This window comes from Pseudorhodoferax aquiterrae, from assembly GCF_014652235.1.
GTDB classification, from domain to species: Bacteria; Pseudomonadota; Gammaproteobacteria; order Burkholderiales; family Burkholderiaceae_C; genus Pseudorhodoferax; species Pseudorhodoferax aquiterrae.
On sequence record NZ_BMYK01000006.1, the window covers coordinates 1 to 14,837 of the forward strand.

Annotated in this window: 13 protein-coding genes and 1 pseudogene; 8 read left to right on the forward strand and 6 right to left on the reverse strand. The window is 71.2% G+C overall.

Annotated features, from left to right (window positions below; all coding sequences use genetic code 11):
- Positions 1 to 49: 49 nt before the first annotated feature.
- Positions 50 to 1,414, reverse strand: coding sequence for a DNA repair protein RadA (radA, locus tag IE209_RS11850; RefSeq protein ID WP_189687164.1), 1,365 nt, complete (start codon positions 1,412 to 1,414; stop codon positions 50 to 52).
- 105 nt (positions 1,415 to 1,519) lie between these two features.
- On the opposite strand from radA, the gene IE209_RS11855 reads away from it, so the two are divergent.
- The 4 genes and pseudogenes from IE209_RS11855 (at position 1,520) to IE209_RS11870 (ending at position 6,275) form a co-directional block, all read left to right on the forward strand.
- Positions 1,520 to 2,365, forward strand: coding sequence for an IclR family transcriptional regulator (locus IE209_RS11855; RefSeq protein WP_189687165.1), 846 nt, complete (start codon positions 1,520 to 1,522; stop codon positions 2,363 to 2,365).
- Positions 2,366 to 2,385: 20 nt separating this feature from the next.
- Positions 2,386 to 3,323, forward strand: a pseudogene (locus IE209_RS11860) (tripartite tricarboxylate transporter substrate binding protein).
- A gap of 7 nt (positions 3,324 to 3,330) precedes the next feature.
- Positions 3,331 to 4,776 carry an acylating sulfoacetaldehyde dehydrogenase gene (sauS, locus tag IE209_RS11865; protein ID WP_189687453.1) on the forward strand — a complete coding sequence of 482 codons (1,446 nt, stop codon included), beginning with the start codon at positions 3,331 to 3,333 and terminating at the stop codon, positions 4,774 to 4,776.
- Positions 4,773 to 6,275 carry an AMP-binding protein gene (locus tag IE209_RS11870; protein WP_189687166.1) on the forward strand — a complete coding sequence of 501 codons (1,503 nt, stop codon included), beginning with the start codon at positions 4,773 to 4,775 and terminating at the stop codon, positions 6,273 to 6,275. Before sauS ends, IE209_RS11870 begins: the two co-directional genes overlap by 4 nt.
- Here the strand turns inward: IE209_RS11870 and IE209_RS11875 are convergent.
- Entirely contained in the window at positions 6,259 to 7,254 is a 996-nt protein-coding gene (locus IE209_RS11875) for a LysR substrate-binding domain-containing protein (RefSeq protein ID WP_189687167.1), read from the reverse strand. The genes IE209_RS11870 and IE209_RS11875 overlap by 17 nt on opposite strands.
- Before the next feature lie 76 nt (positions 7,255 to 7,330).
- Between IE209_RS11875 and IE209_RS11880 the strand changes: the two genes are divergently transcribed.
- The 3 genes from IE209_RS11880 to IE209_RS11890 are packed head-to-tail and all read left to right on the forward strand — an operon-like array spanning position 7,331 to position 10,846.
- The gene (locus tag IE209_RS11880; protein WP_189687168.1) at positions 7,331 to 8,545 is read left to right on the forward strand and encodes a CaiB/BaiF CoA transferase family protein; all 1,215 of its coding nucleotides are present in this window, start codon (positions 7,331 to 7,333) and stop codon (positions 8,543 to 8,545) included.
- 20 nt (positions 8,546 to 8,565) lie between these two features.
- Positions 8,566 to 9,843, forward strand: coding sequence for a DUF1254 domain-containing protein (locus IE209_RS11885; protein WP_189687169.1), 1,278 nt, complete (start codon positions 8,566 to 8,568; stop codon positions 9,841 to 9,843).
- 28 nt (positions 9,844 to 9,871) lie between these two features.
- On the forward strand, positions 9,872 to 10,846 hold the full coding sequence (locus tag IE209_RS11890) for a Bug family tripartite tricarboxylate transporter substrate binding protein (RefSeq protein WP_189687170.1): 975 nt from the start codon (positions 9,872 to 9,874) through the stop codon (positions 10,844 to 10,846).
- Between the two features lie 27 nt (positions 10,847 to 10,873).
- Here IE209_RS11890 and IE209_RS11895 read toward each other — a convergent pair whose 3' ends face one another.
- The 4 genes from IE209_RS11895 to IE209_RS11910 form a co-directional block, all read right to left on the reverse strand.
- Positions 10,874 to 11,821 carry an intradiol ring-cleavage dioxygenase gene (locus tag IE209_RS11895; protein ID WP_189687171.1) on the reverse strand — a complete coding sequence of 316 codons (948 nt, stop codon included), beginning with the start codon at positions 11,819 to 11,821 and terminating at the stop codon, positions 10,874 to 10,876.
- Complete coding sequence (locus tag IE209_RS11900; RefSeq protein ID WP_189687172.1) at positions 11,710 to 12,456, reverse strand: NADPH-dependent FMN reductase; 747 nt, start codon at positions 12,454 to 12,456, stop codon at positions 11,710 to 11,712. Before IE209_RS11900 ends, IE209_RS11895 begins: the two co-directional genes overlap by 112 nt.
- Positions 12,457 to 12,488: 32 nt before the next feature.
- Entirely contained in the window at positions 12,489 to 13,463 is a 975-nt protein-coding gene (locus tag IE209_RS11905; RefSeq protein WP_189687173.1) for a Bug family tripartite tricarboxylate transporter substrate binding protein, read from the reverse strand.
- A 62-nt stretch (positions 13,464 to 13,525) separates the two neighbouring features.
- Positions 13,526 to 13,837, reverse strand: a complete 312-nt coding sequence (locus tag IE209_RS11910) for a Dabb family protein (protein WP_189687174.1) — start codon at positions 13,835 to 13,837, stop codon at positions 13,526 to 13,528.
- Positions 13,838 to 13,917: 80 nt separating this feature from the next.
- On the opposite strand from IE209_RS11910, the gene IE209_RS11915 reads away from it, so the two are divergent.
- On the forward strand, positions 13,918 to 14,832 hold the full coding sequence (locus tag IE209_RS11915; protein ID WP_189687175.1) for a LysR family transcriptional regulator: 915 nt from the start codon (positions 13,918 to 13,920) through the stop codon (positions 14,830 to 14,832).
- Positions 14,833 to 14,837: the final 5 nt, after the last annotated feature.

The following is a 14,837-nucleotide window of genomic DNA, read 5'->3' on the forward strand; positions in this document are numbered from 1 at the left end:
CCCCGCAGCCACGTGGCCGCCTCGGCGCTGCCTTCACGAAAGATCCGGGCTAGGCCGAGCGCAACACCGCCACCGCCTCGTCCACCCGGTCCACGGCATGGATGGTCAGCCCCTCGATGGGCTTCTTGGGCGCGTTGGCTTTGGGCACCACGGCCACGGAGAAGCCCAGCTTGGCCGCCTCGCGCAGCCGCTCCTGGCCGCGCGGCGCGGGCCGCACCTCGCCGGCCAGGCCGACCTCGCCGAAGGCCACGAAGCCCTTGGGCAGCGGCTTGCCGCGCAGGCTGCTCGTGATGGCCAGCAGCACCGCGAGGTCGGCCGCGGGCTCGCCGATGCGCACGCCGCCGACCGCGTTGACGAACACGTCCTGGTCCAGGCAGGCCACGCCGGCATGGCGGTGCAGCACGGCCAGCAGCATGGCCAGGCGATCCCGGTCCAGGCCGACCGAGAGCCGGCGCGGGCTGGGGCCGCCGTCGTCCACCAGGGCCTGGATCTCCACCAGCATGGGCCGCGTGCCCTCCAGCGTGACCAGCACGCAGCTGCCAGGCACCGGCTCGCTGTGCTGCGACAGGAAGATCGCGCTCGGGTTGCTGACGCCCTTGAGCCCCTTCTCGGTCATCGCGAACACGCCGATCTCGTTGACCGCGCCGAAGCGGTTCTTGATCGCGCGCACGAGGCGGAAGCTGCTGTGCGTGTCGCCCTCGAAGTACAGCACCGTGTCGACCATGTGCTCGAGCACGCGCGGCCCGGCCAGGGCGCCCTCCTTGGTCACGTGGCCCACGAGGATGATGGCGCTGCCGCCAGCCTTGGCCGCGCGCGTGAGGTGCGCCGCGCACTCGCGCACCTGGGCCACCGACCCCGGTGCCGAGGTCAGCTGCTCACTGTAGACGGTCTGGATGGAGTCGATCACGGCCACGCCGGGCTTGCGCGCCTCCAGCGTGGCGAGGATCTTCTCGAGCTGGGTCTCGGCCAGCACCGGCACCTGGCTGTGGTCCAGCCCGAGCCGGCGCGAACGCAGCGCGACCTGGGCGCCGCTCTCCTCGCCCGTCACGTACAGCGTGGGCATGCCGGCGCGCTGCAGCGCATCCAGCGCCTGCAGCAGCAGCGTGGACTTGCCGATGCCGGGGTCGCCGCCGATCAGCACCACGCCGCCGTCGACGATGCCGCCGCCCAGCACGCGGTCCAGCTCCTCCTGGCCGGTGGGCGTGCGCGCGACCTCGCTGGCCTCGATGTCGGCCAGCACCTGCAGTTCGGCCGCGGGCGCCAGCGCGGCGAAACGGTTGCGGCTCGCGCCGGCCGGTTGCGCCACGGATTCCACCAGCGTGTTCCAGGCTTCGCAGTGCGGGCACTTGCCCAGCCACTTGGGGCTGGTGCCACCGCATTCGCTGCAGACGTAGATCGACTTCTCTTTGGCCATCTGGCGACTATAGCCAGCGGCCCACACCCGCCGCGGCTTGACGGGGCCGGTGCACAGGCCTACATTGTTCCATCTTTTCAAACGATGTTCCACATATTAGAACGCATGGATTCCACACTTGCGAAGGGTCTGGCCGTGCTCGAATGGCTCGCACGCGCCAGGCGCGCATGCCGCGTGACCGAGGTGGCCCAGGCCTTCGGCGTGCCGCGCAGCAATGCACACCGCACGCTGCAGACGCTGGTCGAATGCGGCTGGGCCACGCAGGACGCCGCCACGAGCTGCTACCGCGCCAGCATGAAGCTGTTCGAGCTCGGCGCCCAGGCCGGCGCGGCAGCCGACATCCCGGGCCTGCTGCGCCCGCTGCTGGCGCGGCTGGCCCAGGCCAGCGGCGAGACCATCCACCTGGCAGCGCTGGACGGCGCCGAGATCCTGTATCTGGACAAGTTCGACAGCCCGCTGCCCGTGGCCGCCTACTCGCGCATCGGCGGCCGCGCGCCGGCCTATTGCGTGGCTTCGGGCAAGGCCTTGCTGGCCGCGCGCCAGATCGATGGCGAAGGCCTGCGCGCGCTGCTGGGGCCGCTCGTGGCGCACACACCCAGGTCCATCACCGCGCATGAGGCGCTGCTGGCCGAGCTGGCCCGCGTGCGTGCACGCGGCGTTGCCGAGAACCGCGAGGAATGGCGCACCGGCGTGTGCGGACTGGGCGCGCCGGTGTTCGATGCGCGCGGCCAGGCCGTGGTGGCGGTGGGCATGAGCGTGCCTTCGATCCGTTTTGCGCGCGCGCAATCGCGTGCCTTGTCCGAGATGCTTCTGGCGTGTGCCCGCGAAGCGAGCCACATGCTGGGCTACCCGCAGGCGGCAGGTACGCCGCCATTCCAACGTCCGTCAGAGACACATCGGAGACAAACAGCATGGAAACCATCCAACGCGGCCGACGCGCCTGCTGCCTGAGCCTCGCAGGGAGCGCCGCAATGGCGCTGCTGTTCCGGGCCGCGCGCGCCCAGGGACCGAACGCCTACCCCGACAAGCCCGTCAGGTTCCTCGTCCCCTACCCGCCCGGCGGCGGCACCGATGTGATCGCGCGCATCGTGCAGCCGCGCTTCCAGGCCCTGCTGGGCCAGCCCGTGGTGATCGACAACCGCGGCGGAGCAGCCGGCCTGGTTGGCACCGAGATCGTGGCGAAGGCGCCGGCCGACGGCTACACGGTGCTGTTCACGCTGTCCTCGCACACCATCAACCCTTCCATCTACAGCAGATCCCGTTCGACACCGCGCGTGACTTCGATCCTGTCGGCACCGTGGCCTCGCTGCCGCAGATCCTCGTGGCCCACCCGCAGTTCGGCGCCGCCACGGTGGCCGAACTCGTCGCGCTGGCCAAGACCAAGCCCGGCACCCTGTCGTACGCCACCGTGGGCAACGGCTCGCCGGGCCATCTGGCGGGCGAGCTCATGAAGCTGCGCACCGGCATCCAGATGACGCACATCCCGTACCGTGGCGGCGGCCCGGCCGTGACCGACGTGCTGGGTGGGCAGGTGCCGTTGCTGTGGGTCTCGATCCCGGCCGCGGCCGCACACGTGAAGGCCGGCAAGCTCAAGGCTCTTGCCGTGTCCACGCTCAAACGCAGCGCTGCTTTCCCCGACGTGCCGACCATGCAGGAGGCCGGCGTGGCGGACTTCGAGGTCGACTCCTGGTACGCCATGTTCGTGCCGAGCAAGACGCCCAAGGCCGTGACGGAGAAGCTCAACCGGCTGCTGAACGACATCGTGCAGGAGCCGGAGATCAAGGCCAAGCTGCTGGAACAAGGCAGCGAGGGCGTGGGCGGCACGCCGGCCGCGCTGGCGCAGACGGTGGACAGCGAACTCGGCAAATGGGCCCGCCTCGCCCGCGACGCCAGCATCAAGGTGGAGTGACATGCAGATGAACGAAGAGAAGGATTCCCCCGCAGCCCGCACGGTGGCCGCGCTCGTGGCCCGCGCACGCGCGGCACAGCAGGTGGCAGAGGGCTACGACCAGCAGCGCGTGGACGAGCTCGTCGCCGCGGCCGGCTGGGCCATCATGGAGCCGGCGCGCAACCGCGCGCTGGCCGAGCTGGCGGTGGCCGATACCGGCATCGGCAACGTGGACGACAAGGTCCGCAAGAACCACCGCAAGACGCTGGGCCTGCTGCGCGACCTGCAGGGCGCGCGCTCGGTGGGCGTGATCCATGAGGATGCCGACAAGGGCATCACCGAGATCGCGCGGCCCGTGGGCGTGGTCTGCGCCGTCACGCCCTCGACCAACCCCGCGGCCACGCCGGCCAACAAGATCATCAACGCGCTCAAGGGCAGCAATGCCGTCATCGTGGCGCCCTCGCCCAAGGGCTGGAGCACCTGCGCGCAGCTGATCGCGCACATCCACGCCCAGTTCGACCGCATCGGCGCGCCGCGCGACCTCGTGCAGTGCCTGCCGGCGCCGGTGGACAAGGCCTCCACCCACGAGCTCATGCGCCAGTGCGACCTGGTCGTGGCCACGGGCTCGCAGGCCAATGTGCGCGCCGCCTACACCTGCGGCACGCCGGCCTTCGGCGTGGGCGCGGGCAACGTGGCCAGCATCGTCGACGAGACCGCCGACGCGGAGCTGGCGGCCGAGCGCATCGTGCTGTCCAAGACCTTCGACAACGCCACCAGCTGCTCGTCCGAGAACAGCCTGGTGGCGGTAGCCAGCGCGGCCGAGCCCTTGCTGGCCGCGCTGTGCGCACGCGGCGCCTGGCTGCTCGGCGCGGCCCGCAAGGCCGAGCTGGCGCAGCTCATGTGGCCAGAGGGGCGGCTGTCGCCGGCCGTCATCGGCCAGTCGGCCACACGCATCGCCGAGAAGATGGCTGCGCGCGAGGGCGCCGGCCGCCCAGAGTGGCAGGCCATCGCCACGGCGCGGCCGAGCATGCTGATCGTCGAGGAGGACGACTTCGGCGAGGACCACCCCTACTCGGGCGAGAAGCTCAGCCCGGTGATCGCGCTGTACCGCGTGGCCGACTTCGCGCAGGCGGCCGACACCGTGCGCCAGCTCTACGCCTACCAGGGTGCGGGCCATTCGGTGGGCCTGCACAGCGCGCGGCCCGAGCGCGCGCTGGCGCTGGGCCTGCGGTTGCCGGTCTCGCGCGTGATCCTGAACCAGCCCCACTGCATCGCCACGGGCGGCAGCTTCGACAACGGCCTGCCGTTCTCGCTGTCCATGGGTTGCGGCACCTGGGGCGGCAACAACTTCTCGGACAACCTGAACTACCGCCACTACCTGAACGTCACGCGCGTGTCGCAGCCCATCCCCGAGCAAGTGCCAAGCGAGCGCGAGATCTTCGGCTCCTTCTTCGACAAGTACGGGACCGCATGATGGCCGCGCCAGGCACGGTCCATGCGCTGGTCGAGGTACAGGCGGCGGCCTGTCCGGCGGCCGTCTACGCGCTGGGCAGCGAGGACGGCCGGCAGGTCGGCTTCGCCACGCTGCGCGCGCGCTGCCGGGAAGTCGCGGCGCTGCTGGAGCAGGCCGGCGTGGCGCCGGGCGAAACGGTGTCGTTCGTGATGCCGAACGGCTTGCAGACGCTGCTGCTGCTGCTCGGCACGATGTACGGTGGACGCTGCGTCAACCCGGTCAACCTGCTCTCGCAGCCCGACCAGATGCAGTACGTGCTGAAGCACTCCGACTGCCGGCTGGTGTTCGTCTCGCCCGATTGGGAGGACCGCGTGCGCGCACTGCTCGCCGGCATCGCGCGACCGATCATGTTGCGCGTGGTCGATCCGGTGTCGGACCGCATCGCGGACGCACCGGCCGGGGCCGAGGTCTCCCCGCCGGCCACCGACGCCATGGCTCTGCTGATGTACACATCGGGTACCACGGGCCGGCCCAAGGGCGTGGTGCTGACCCAGGCCAACCTGGCCGCGAACGCCCAGGCCATCGGCACCGAGCACGCGCTGGGCACGCTGGACCGGGTGCTGGGCGTGCTGCCGCTCTACCACATCAATGCCTTCGCGGTCACCATGCTGGCCCCGCTGGCGCACGGCGGCAGCGTGGTCATCTGCCCCAGGTTCTCCGCCAGCACCTTCTGGCCGCTGGCATTGGCGCATGCCTGCACCTGGATCAACGTGGTGCCCACCATCATCTCGTTCCTGCTGGAGGGCGAGGCGCCGCCGCGCGCGGCCACGAGCGCCATCCGCTTCTGCCGCTCGGCCTCGGCGGCGCTGCCACCGGAGCACCTGCGCGCTTTCGAGCACAAGTTCGGCATCGGCATCATCGAAACCATGGGGCTGACCGAGACCGTCGCGCCGGCCTTCTCCAATCCGCTGGAGCCGGCGAAGCGCAAGCCGGGCGCGGTCGGCCGTGCCTCGGGCTGCGAGGCGCGTGTGATCGACGCGGATCTGCAGCCGGTGGCCGATGGCAGCAGCGGCGAAATCGCGATCCGCGGGCCCAACGTGATGCGGGGCTACTACAAGAACCCCGAGGCCACGGCCGCGGCCTTCACGCCGGACGGCTGGCTGCGCACGGGCGACCTGGGCCACCGCGACGCCGACGGCTTCTTCTTCGTCACCGGCCGCATCAAGGAGCTGATCATCAAGGGCGGCGAGAACATCGCGCCGCGCGAGATCGACGAGGCCCTGCTGCAGCACCCGGCCGTGCTCGAGGCCGCGGCCGTGGGCGTGCCCGACAAACACTACGGCCAGGAGATCCTGGCCTGCGTGGTGCTGCGCGAGGGCATGACCTGCGACGAGACAACGCTGCGCGCGTTCTGCCTGGACAAGCTGGGCCGCTACAAGACACCGGCGCAGTTCCGCTTCGTGGCCGGGCTGCCCCGCGGGCCTTCGGGCAAGGTGCAGCGGCTCAAGCTGCTGGACTGACGCGCGCACGCCGCGGCGCCATCTGCGTGCCACGCGCCGCGCGCCCGCCGACCTCGCGCACGGCCTGCACGAAGGCCTGCAGCACGGCCGGCTGCTCCACCCGCTCGCTGCGCGTGAACAGGCCGAACGACGGTAGCGCGATGACCGGCTCCACCGCCAGCTGCCGCACACCGCCGCGTGCGATCTCGTCGACGGCCTGCTCGCGCCGCACGGCGCACAGCAAGCTGGCGTCCAGCCGCAGCACGGCGCCCACCGTGACCGAGGACATCGCCTCGACCACCGGCTCGGGCGGCGTCACGCCGTCGTTGAGGAAGGCCGTCATGAAGGCCTGGCGCACCAGGGTCTCGCGCGGCGGTACCACCCAGGCCGCACCGCGCAGCTCGGCCCAGCGCAGGCGGCGCCGCGCGCCCAGGCTGTTGGCCTGCGCCACCAGCACGCACAGCGCATCGTCCAGCACCACCTCGGGCCGCACACGCGGCAGCAGGTCGCCGGACTGCAGCTGCGGCGTGATCGCGCCGAACACGCAGTCGAGCTCGCCGTCCAACAGTCGCTGGAACAGCTCCTGCACGCGGCCCTCGCGCACGTGCACCGCGGTGCCCGGCAGGCGCTCGCGCAGCCGGGCGATGGCGGCCGGCACCGTGGCCGTGACCGAGGGCGCGCCCACGCGCAGCACGGCCGTGGCGCCGCCGCGCATGGCGTCCACGTCCTCCGTGGCCCGGGCCAGTTCGTGCAGCACTGCGCGCGCGCGGTAGATGGCCCCGTGCCCCAACGCGTTGGCATGGATGCCCTGGTGGCCGCGCTCGAACAGCCGCGCACCGAAGCACTCCTCGACCTCGCCCAGCATCTTGCTGATGGCCGGCTGGCTCAAGTGCAGCCGAGCCGCCGCGCCGCGCATGGTGGACACATCGGCCAGCGCCACCAGCAGTTCGAGGTGGCGCAACCGCAGCTTGCGCACGAGGTGGTCGGTCTTGGCGTCCATGTGATCATGATCCGTGATCGAAGCCTCACGAATTGCGAATTTTCAAGAATCGCCAGCAAGGATAACGTCGCTGGCGATGAAGCAGAACGACAAGCCACCGGAGACAGCCCGCCCCGCCACCCCGCTCGCCGGCGTGCGCGTGCTGGACATGGGCCAGTACATCGCGGGCCCCGGCGCCGCCATGGTGCTGGGCGAACTCGGCGCCAGCGTGGTCAAGATCGAGCCGCTGGGCGGCGACCAGGCCCGCCACATCGGCCGCTACGGCCAGTCCATGCTGCGCAGCTACAGCCGCGGCAAGCAGTCGATCGCGCTGGACCTCAAGAGCGAAGCCGGCCGCGAAGTGGCATGGCGGCTGATCGCCGGCAGCGACGTCGTCATCCAGAACCTGCGCCCGGGTGCTGCCGAGGCGCTGGGCCTGGGCGCACAGGCGGTGCGCAGCCGCCACCCGCGGGTGGTCTACCTGTCGATCACCGGCTTCGGCGAGCACGGGCCTTCGCGCGAACGGCCCGGCTACGACGTGGCCGCCCAGGCCGAGAGCGGGCTGATGTCGGTGACGGGCGAGCCCGACGGCCTGCCGCAGAAGGTGGGTGTGCCCATCATCGACGCCGCGGCAGCGCACCTGGGCGCCCAGGCCGTTCTGGCGGCGCTGTACGGCCGCGAGAAGACCGGCGTCGGCGAGACGCTGCACACCTCGCTGCTGGAGGTCGCGCTGCACCTGCAGGCCACCACTTGGTGCGACTACCTGGGCGGCGCGCCGGAGCCCACGCGCATCGGCGCCGGCCAGCCGAACAACGCACCGGCCGCCGAGGTGGTGCCCACGCGCGACGGCCACATCGTGCTGTCGGCATACGCCGATGCACACTGGGTCCGCTTCTGCCACGCCGTCCAGCGGCCGGCGCTGGCCACCGACGCGCGCTTTTGCAGCAACGCGCAGCGCGTTCTGCACCGCGAGGCACTGCGCGACGTGCTGCGCGAAAGCCTGTCGGACCTCAGCAGCGAGGAGTGCGTGGCACTGCTGGGCCGCCACCAGATCGTGGCCGGCGCAGTGCGCAGCTACCGCCAGGTGCTGGACAGCGCCGACCTGCACGCCAGCGGCATGCTGGTGGACGCCGTGGCCGCCGACGGCAGCCACTACCGCGCGCTGGCCCTGCCCTACCGCCTGGGCGATGCACCGCGCGCCGCGCCGCCGGCTGCACCGGCCTGCGGCGCCGACACCGACGGCGTGCTGGCCGCCTGCGGCTACGGCGCCGACGACATCGCCGCACTGCGGCGCGCCGGCGCCGTCGGCTGAATCCCACCCGAACGCCCACCATGACCACCTCACTGCCCTACGCCAGCGATGGCGCCGCCGCCGCCGTTGTCCAGACCTTGCCGCTGTTCGAGATGATGCGCATGCGTGCCGCCACCACCGCACGGCGCCACCCCGTGCACGGCTTCGCCGGCGAAGGCCGCGACTCGGCCATGCGCTGGGTCAACCAGTTCACCCACACCCACCGCCGGCTGGGACCGGACGACCGCGAGGTCGTCAGCCCCAACAACGACACCGTCTACAGCAACAGCTGGCTGGACCTGTCCGCCGGCCCGGTAGTGATCGATTCGCCCGACATGGGCGAGCGCTACTGGACGCTGGGACTGCTCGACGCCTGGACCAACCCCTTCGCCTACGTGGGCCGCCGCACCACGGGCAACCGCCCGCAGCGCACGCTGGTGCACGGCCGGTCGTGGCGCGGCACGGTCCCGGCCGGCATCACGCAGGTGATCGCCGCGCCGGGCGAAGACGTCTGGCTGATCGGCCGCATCCTGATCGACGACGACGGCCCCGACGCCGCGCAGGTGCGCGGCCTGCAGGCCCGGCTGCGCATGGAACGACTGGACGGTAACGATGCCGCGGTGCGCGTGGACACGGTGTTCGATACGGCCAGTATGGGCGACGGCGGCGCGCCCGACCCGCAACTGTACCGGTCGCTCGTCGACGCGGCACTGCAGCGGAACCCGCCACCGCCCGGCGAGCGGCTGATGTGGCCGCCCGCCACCGCCGAGGCGCTGGCCGGTGCTTTGCCCGCCGTCTATGCGCGGCTGCGCGCCGACCAGCAGCCGCATGCGCTGGGCGCCGGCTGGGCGATCCCGGTGCTGGTGCGCACGCACTGGGGCGACGACCTGCGCAGCCGCGCCCGCACCGCCCGCAACTTCATCGGCGCGCTGGGCATGGACGAGGCGATGTACCCCACGGCCGAGGTCGATGTGGACGGCGCGCCACTGCACGGCGCACGCCGCTACGCACTGACCTTCGCGCCCGGCGCGGGCCCGCGCGTGGGCGCTTTCTGGTCGCTGACCATGTACCGCCGCAGCGACTGCCTGTTCGTGGCCAACCCGATCGCGCGCTACTCCATCGGCGACCGCACGCCCGCCCTGCGCCATGCGCCCGACGGCAGCCTTACGGTCCGGCTGCAGGCCGACGACCCGGGTCCGGATGCCAACTGGCTGCCCGCGCCACGCGACGAACCCTTCTACGTCGTGCTGCGGCTGTACCAGCCCCATGCCGAGCACCTGGAGCAGCGCTTCACCTATCCCCCCATCCGGCCCGTCTGAGGCCGCACAAAGCAGATTGGAGACAACGATGCGCTCGAACCGACGTCACTTCCTGGCGGGCACCGCCGCCCTGGCCCTGCCCTGGACACTTGCCGCACGCGCGCAGGCGTGGCCCGCCCGGCCGATCCGGCTGATCGCGCCGTACGGCGCCGGCGGCTCCAACGACATCCTCACGCGCGTGCTCGGCGACGACCTCTCGCGCCGGCTGGGCCAGGCCATCGTGGTGGAGAACAAGGCCGGTGCCGGCACACGCATCGCCAACGACTTCGTGGCCAAGGCCGCCCCCGACGGCTACACGCTGCTGCACGCGGCCGCGCCCATCGCCATCGGCGAGGCGCTCTACAAGGACCTGCCCTACAACGTGCACAAGAGCTTCGCGCCGATCGCCAGCACGGCCATCGCACCGCTGTTCCTGGTCGTCAACGCCGCGGCGCCCTACAAGACCGTGCAGGAGTTCGTCGCCCACATCAAGGCCAACCCCAAGGGCGCGACCTTCGGCTCGCCGGGCGCGGGCTCCGCACCGCACCTCACGGCCGAACTACTGCTGCGCGCCGCGGGCGCCAAGGGCATCGTCGTGCAGTACCGCGGCGACGCGCCGGCCTACACCGAACTGCTGGCCGGGCGCATCGACGCCACGCTCACGGCCATCTCCACCGCCATCCCGCACGTGCAGGCCGGCAAGCTGCGCGTGCTGGGCGTGGCCAACGAGGAGCGCTCGCCGCTCTACCTGGACGCACCCACGCTGCGCGAGCAGGGCCTGGCTTCGGTCGTCGGCTACGGCTGGTACGGGATGATGGCGCCGGCCGGCACGCCGGCCGATGTCGTCGAGCGGCTGAACGGCGCCATCAACGCCGCCATCGCCGACCCCGAGGTGCGCCGCAAGGCAGAAGCCTCGGGCCTGCAGCTGCGCGGCGGCACGGCTGCGGCGTTCAGCGCCTTCATCGCCGCGGAAACGCAGAAGTGGGCGCAGATCATCCAGGCGGCGAACATCACGGCGGAGTAAAGCGGGGGCTGAGCGCCGTGGACGGTCTCAGCCCGCCGTGATGCGCCCGAGCAGTTCCTCGCGCGAAGCCGCGCCGGCGGCGGGCGCCAGCACGAAGTCCCAGTCCACGCGCCAGAACGGCGCCTGCAGGCCATGGCGGCGCGCCTCTTCGGGATCGTCCACCTTCTGGAAGTCGGCAACGAGCGCCTGCTTGACGCCGAACACCGCGTCCTCGCCCAGGTAGGGACAGTCGGGCGTGAAGATGTGCGTGATGACGGGCGCGTGACCGGGCGCCGTCACGATGACGTGCAGGTGCGCCGCACGGTTCGGGTGCCGCCCCAGCCGGCCCAGCAGCTGGCCCACCGGACCGTCCGACGGGATGGGGTAGTGGCGCGGCTTGACGGACTTGAACCAGTAGCGGCCGTCAGCATCGGCCTCGAACACGCCGCGCAGGTTGCCCTCGGGCTGGACGCCCTGCTGCTGCACGTCGTAGAAGCCGTCGTCGTTGGTCTGCCACACGTCCAGCATCGCGCCCGCCACCGGCTGGCCCTGGGTGTCCACCACCCGGCCGCGCACGACCATGGGCTCGCCCTTGCCGTCGCGGCAGATGTCGGCGCCCAGCGGGTAGCGCGGCGCGCCATCCACGAAGAAGGGTCCGAGGATGGTGTTGGGCGTGGCGCCGCTGGGGCGGCGGTTGTTGATGGAATCCACCAGCATGGAGACGCCCAGCACGTCCGACAGCAGGATGTATTCCTGGCGCCAGGCGTTGCACATCTGGCCGGTCTCGGTCAGGAAGCGGATCGCGGCCAGCCATTCCTCGTGCGTGGGCTCGATCTCCTTGACCGCCGCATGCAGGTGCCGCACCAGCGCGGCCATGACCTGCTTCAGGCGCGGCGAGACGTCCTGGCCCATGCGGGCGTTGACGACCTCGGCCGAGCGGTCTTCGTCGAAGTACGCGAGGCCCGCGGGGCCACGGTCGGATGGGGGCTGTGCCATGGAGTCTCCTGTTCGTTCGTCGCCCGCGCCGCGCTTGCCTGCTGGGATGGACAGGACTGCGCGGCCGCGCTGCCCCGCATTCTCTGCACGCCCGCGATCCAGTCCGCGAAGGCGGCCATCTGCCTGGTGACGAAGTCGCGCGTGGTGGCATCGGTGCAGGCGCCGGTCGGGGCGTCGAACTTCCCGGCCGCGCCGCCGATGAACACCTCGGGCTTGACCAGCGGCATGGCGTTGACGAACAGCAGCACCTTGCGCAGGTCGTACTGCACGCGCGCGCCGCCGAGCGGCCCCGGCGAGGCGCTCACGATGGCGACGGGCTTGCCGTCCAGGGGCTGGTCCTCCCCGCGGCTGAGCCAGTCGATCACATTCTTGAGGCCACCGGGGATGCTGAAGTTGTACTCCGGCGTGGCGATCAGCACGGCGTCGGCCGCGCGGACGCGCGTGCGCAGCGCCGCCACCGGCGCCGGAAATCCGTGCGCCAGTTCGTCGGCATCGAGGACGGGGACCGCGCGCCAATCGAGTTCCTCGATGGCCATGTGGGCCGGCGCGACCTCTTGCGCGAGCCGGATCGCTTGGCGGTTGAGGGAGGCACGGCGCAGGCTGCCGCAGAGCGCGACGACGTCGAGTTTCTTCATGGATCTTGGAGCGGATGGATGGGAAGAGATGTTCATTCGAGCGTGATGTCGTTGTCCTTCACGACCTTGGCCCAGCGCACGGATTCTGCGCCGATGGTCTGCACGAAATCGGCCGACGAGCCGCCCACGGGCACCAGGCCCTGCTCGGCCAGGAAGCGGCGGTAGTCGTCGGACGCGGCGATCTGCCGCGACACGTTGCCCAGCACCTCGATCACCGACTGCGGCGTGCCCTTGAGCGCGAACAGGCCGTGCCAGGAGTCGCCTTCGAAACCGGGGAAGGCCTCGGCCACCGTGGGCACCTGCGGCAGTGATTCGAGCCGGTGCGCGCTGGAGACGGCGAGCGGCCGGATCTTGCCCGAACGGATGTGCTGCAGCACGTCGGCGATGGGCGAGAAGGCCACGTCCACCCGCCCGGCGATGAGATCGGTCACGCCGCCGTCGCGGTAGGGCACGTGGTTGAGCTTCAGGCCCGCGCTGTTGGCGAAGTAGGCCATGGACATGTGCGGCACCGTGCCCACGCCGTAGGAGGCATAGCTCACGCTGCCGGGGCGGGCCTTGGCGTCCTTGATCAGGTCGGCCACGGTCTTGTAGGGCGACTGGCTCGACACGGAGATCACCAACGGGATCGACAGCATGCGCGTGACGGGCACGAGGTCCTGGGCCTGGTAGGGCAGCTTCTTGTAGACGAAGGGGTTGATCGTGACCGTGCCGCTCGCCGTGTAGAGCAGCGTGTAGCCATCGGCCGGCGCCGCGGCCACGGCCTGCGTACCGACGATGGTCGATGCCCCCGCCTTGTTCTCCACCAGCACGGGCTGCTGCAGCTGCCGCGACACGCGGTCGCCCCAGTAGCGCGCCATCACGTCGGGCGCCGTGCCAGCCGGGAACGGCACGATGACGCGGATCGGCTTGCTCGGGTAGCGCTCCTGCGCGAGCGCGGCGCTGCCGGTGGCGAGCAGGGCCAGCGCCACGAGGGGGCACTGGATGGCGCGAAGGGTGGGATGGGTCATGCTTGTCTCTCGTGTGGTGTGAAGGGGCTGACGACCGTGCGGCGGAGCGATGGCGTGCCGGGTCAACCGGCCGCGCCGATGGCGTAGTCGACCTGGTGGCGCGCGATGCGCAGGCCTTCCAGTTCCTGGCGCACGCGCAGGTGCGCGGGATGGGAGGCATAGGCGTCCAGCGCCTGCTGCGACTCGAACTCGGAATACAGCACCACGTCGCAGGCGTAGTCCACGCCGCTGCTGTCCAGCCCGATCTCCAGGCGCGCCATGCCGGGGATGGCACCGACCAGGCTTTCGAAGCGGCTTTTGAGGAACAGCGCGGCCTGCTGCCGATCGGCCGGGGTGTCGCCGCGCATTTTCCACATGACGATGTGCTTGATCATGGGCGGATGGTAGATTCGCGCACGGCGGCAAAAAATAGCAACTTCGGGAAATTCTTTCCCGCAGACCGGGAAAGTCATCCATGGACCGTTTTGCTTCGGTGGGCCTGTTCGTGCAGGTCGCCGAAACCGGCAGCCTGACCCGTGCGGCCGAAGCGCTGGGCATGTCGACCTCGGCGGCCAGCCGCCACCTGTTCGCGCTGGAGGAGCACCTGGGCGTGCGGCTGGTGCAGCGCACCACCCGCCGGCTCCAGCTCACGGACGCGGGCACGGAGTTCTACCGGCGCACGCGCTCGCTCGTCACCGAACTGCGCGAAGCCGAGGAGGCCGTCACCGAATCCACCGCCAATCCCACGGGCGTGCTGCGCGTGACGGCCTCCCTGTCGTTCTGCCTGCTGCACATCGCGCCGCTGCTGCCCGACTTCACGCGCAGCTACCCGGCGATCTCTGTGGAGGTGGTGGCCGCGAACCGCTACTACGACATCATCGACAACAACATCGACCTGGCCATCCGCACGCGCCAGTTCGAGGCGGATTCCAACATCACGATCCGCCGCCTGGCCGCCACGCGGCGCATCCTCGCCGCGGCGCCCGCCTACCTGGCAGAGCACGGCATGCCGCGCATGCCCGGCGAGCTGGCCGCGCACCGCATGCTGATCTACAGCCATGCCATCGACCCGCACCGCCTGGACCTGCGCCGCGGCGATGCGCGCGAGGAGGTGCTGGTCAAGCCGCTGCTGGAAGCCAACGACGGGCAGATCGTGGTGCAGGCCGCGCTCGCGGGCATGGGCATCCTGGTGCAGCCCAAGTACATCGTGCAGGAGCACCTGGCCGCGGGCCGGCTGGTGCCGGTGCTGGACGACTGGGACCTGCCGCGCCTGACGATCAACTTCGCGTTCCAGAGCCGGCGCCACCTGCCGGCCAAGGTGCGGCTGTTCATGCAGGCCATGATCGACCGCTTCGCGCAGCAGGGCTACGAGCGCCTGTGGACCGCCTGAGCCAG